Below are 2,526 nucleotides of genomic sequence, written 5' to 3'. Positions count from 1 at the left end.
CGTTTAGAGTTTCGGACGCCGCGAGGCGTCGGAAAGTCGACGGTGCCCGAACCCGCGGGCCGCACGCGGTGCGCTATGGGGATTTCGACTTTGCGCTGATCCCGACGGCTGCTGACGGTGCCGATAAGCGGAAGGGTCCGATAGCAGCCGGTCCGATTTTGCGATGACAAAGCACCCGTAGGACGCCGGTTCGTCCGATTTTGGTGATGCGACTACTGCTTTTGGGCGGGTAATATGCGGACGTCATCGCCGCCGGAAGCGTGGCTGCGGCGGGGTGGAACAGTGTCATGCCGAGCCGGGTCACGGCGCAGGTTGCCCGGATGGAGCGGCTGCGCTCGGCGGACCGCGTGGCGGATGGCAGCGCTGGAAGGTCTCGATGATGACCATGTGCCCGCCGCAGCAAGGGCATGGCGGGTGGGGATCGGGCGGTTCGACGGGCGCCTCATCGACGGCAGGCGGTGCGACCGCGAGCAGCTGGCGGGCGCGTTCGAGACGGGCCTTGCGAGTGCTTCCGGCGAGGAGGCCATAGTGGCGGATGCGGTGGAAGCCACGAGGCAGGCAGTGCAGCAGGAAGCGGCGGATGAACTCGTCGGCGCCGAGCGTCATGATCTGCTGCCGGTCTGGGGCAGAGCGACGATAATCCTTGTAGCGGAACGTTACGCCATCCTCGTCGAAGGAGATGAGCCGACTGTTCGAGATCGCGACCCGGTGGGTGTAGCGCGAGAGATAGGCGAGCACGGCCTCGGGCCCGGCGAACGGCGGCTTGGCATATACCACCCAGCGCTTCTTCCTCACCGGTGACAGATGGCGCAGCAACGCACGGCGGTCGGCCAACTCCGCCAGCTTACCGAAGAAGGCGAGCTTGCCGGCATCGTGAAGCGCCAGCAGCCGGGTCAGGAACAGACGGCGGAACAAAGCGCCCAGCACGCGCACCGGCAGGAGGAAGGCCGGGCGGGACGATATCCATCGGTCCCCGTCCAGCGCGATACCGCCGCCCGGCACGATCATGTGGATGTGCGGATGATGGGTCATGGCCGAGCCCCAGGTGTGGAGCACGGCGGTGATGCCGATGCGCGCACCCAGATGCTTGGGATCGGCAGCGATGGTCAGCATCGTCTGCGAGGCGGTCTTGAACAGCAGGTCGTAGAGCAGAGCCTTGTTGTGGAACGCGATGGCGGCGATCTCGGCGGGCAGCGTGAACACGAGGTGGAAATAGCCGACCGGCAGCAGGTCGGCCTCGCGCGCGGCGAGCCAGGTCCGCGCGGCGGCGCCCTGGCACTTGGGGCAGTGGCGGTTGCGGCAGGAGTTGTAGGCGATCCGCCAATGGCCGCAGTCGGTGCAGGCCTCGACGTGCCCGCCCAGCGCGGCGGTGCGACAGTGCTCGATCGCCGACATGACCTTGAGCTGATGCAGGCTCAGGTGCCCGGCATGGGCGGCCCGATAAGCAGGCCCGGCAGCACGGAAGACGTCGGCAACCTCGAGCGAGGTGCGCACCGGCTCTCAGCCGCTCGGCACCTCGTTATCCGGTGCCGCCAAGGCCAGTCGGTCGAGCGGGCTGACAACTGCCCGCATCGTCTTCGTTGCCACCTTGGTGTAGAAGGCCGTGGTGTTGAGCTTGGCATGGCCGAGCAGTGCCTGGATGACGCGGATATCGACGCCGTCCTCGAGCAGATGCGTCGCAAAACTGTGCCGTAGGGTGTGCGGTCCGACCCGCTTGGCGATATCGGCTGCCTCTGCCGCTTGAACGACGACCCGGTAGAGCTGGCGGGTGCTGATCGGCACCGTCGCGTTCTGACCTGGGAAGAGCCAGCCATCGGCATGAAGCACACCCTGTTGCCGCCCCGCGCGCCACCACTCCCGCAGCAGCACAAGCAGACCTTCGGGCAGCATGGCGTTGCGATAGCGTCCACCCTTGCCGCGTTCGATCCTGAGCAGCATGCGCTTGCTGTCGATATCGCACACCTTGAGCGCCGAGACCTCGCCGACCCGCAGCCCCGCACCGTAGGCCACCGACAGCGCGGCCTGGTGCTTGAGGCAGGTCGTGGCGTCGAGGAGCCGCTTCACCTCGGGCTGGGTCAGCACAACCGGGATCTTGCGAGCATGAGCGGTGCGGACCAGCTTGCGGGCAAGCCCGGGCCGGTCGAGGGTGTGGGTGAAGAAGAACCGCAGCGCCGCGACAATGCTGTTCATGGTCGGCGCCGGAACGCCGGCTTCCTGCTGTTCGATCTGGAAGCGGCGGATATCCTCGGCGGTCGCGGTGTGGGGCGAGCGCCCCAGCCAGGTCGCGAACCGCCCGACATCGCGCAGATAGTTGCGCTGCGTCTCCGGGCTGAACCGGCGCATGGTCATATCCTCGATCAGCCGCTGGCGCAGCGGGCTGATGGGCGAAACAGGTACAAGATCGTTCATCTCTCGACTCCTCGGTTGAAGGAGCCGGAATGGTCGGCCTTGTTCGATCTACTCGCTACGTTCTTGCTCTGGCGTCACCCGCGCCGCCAGCACCCCTCCCGCGAAGCGGGTTCGTGC

General features: G+C 66.8%; 2 protein-coding genes. Both read right to left on the bottom strand.

Going from position 1 to position 2,526, the window contains the following annotated elements; translation table 11 throughout:
* Nucleotides 1-300 precede the first annotated feature (300 nt).
* On the bottom strand, nucleotides 301-1,494 hold the full coding sequence (locus P8R33_RS14775) for an IS91 family transposase (RefSeq protein ID WP_224800790.1): 1,194 nt from the start codon (nucleotides 1,492-1,494) through the stop codon (nucleotides 301-303).
* Nucleotides 1,495-1,500: 6 nt separating this feature from the next.
* Nucleotides 1,501-2,409: a tyrosine-type recombinase/integrase gene (locus tag P8R33_RS14770; RefSeq protein ID WP_278329717.1), complete on the bottom strand. Its 909-nt coding sequence runs from the start codon at nucleotides 2,407-2,409 to the stop codon at nucleotides 1,501-1,503.
* Nucleotides 2,410-2,526: the final 117 nt, after the last annotated feature.

This window comes from Qipengyuania flavescens, assembly GCF_029688735.1.
In the GTDB taxonomy this organism is placed as follows: domain Bacteria; phylum Pseudomonadota; class Alphaproteobacteria; order Sphingomonadales; family Sphingomonadaceae; genus Qipengyuania.
This window is presented reverse-complemented; position numbering and strand designations above follow the sequence as displayed.

Excerpts from the sequence above, each read along its gene's own strand:
- P8R33_RS14770 (WP_278329717.1), bottom strand. The coding sequence starts at position 2,409 with ATGAACGATCTTGTACCTGTTTCGCCCATCAGCCCGCTGCGCCAGCGG.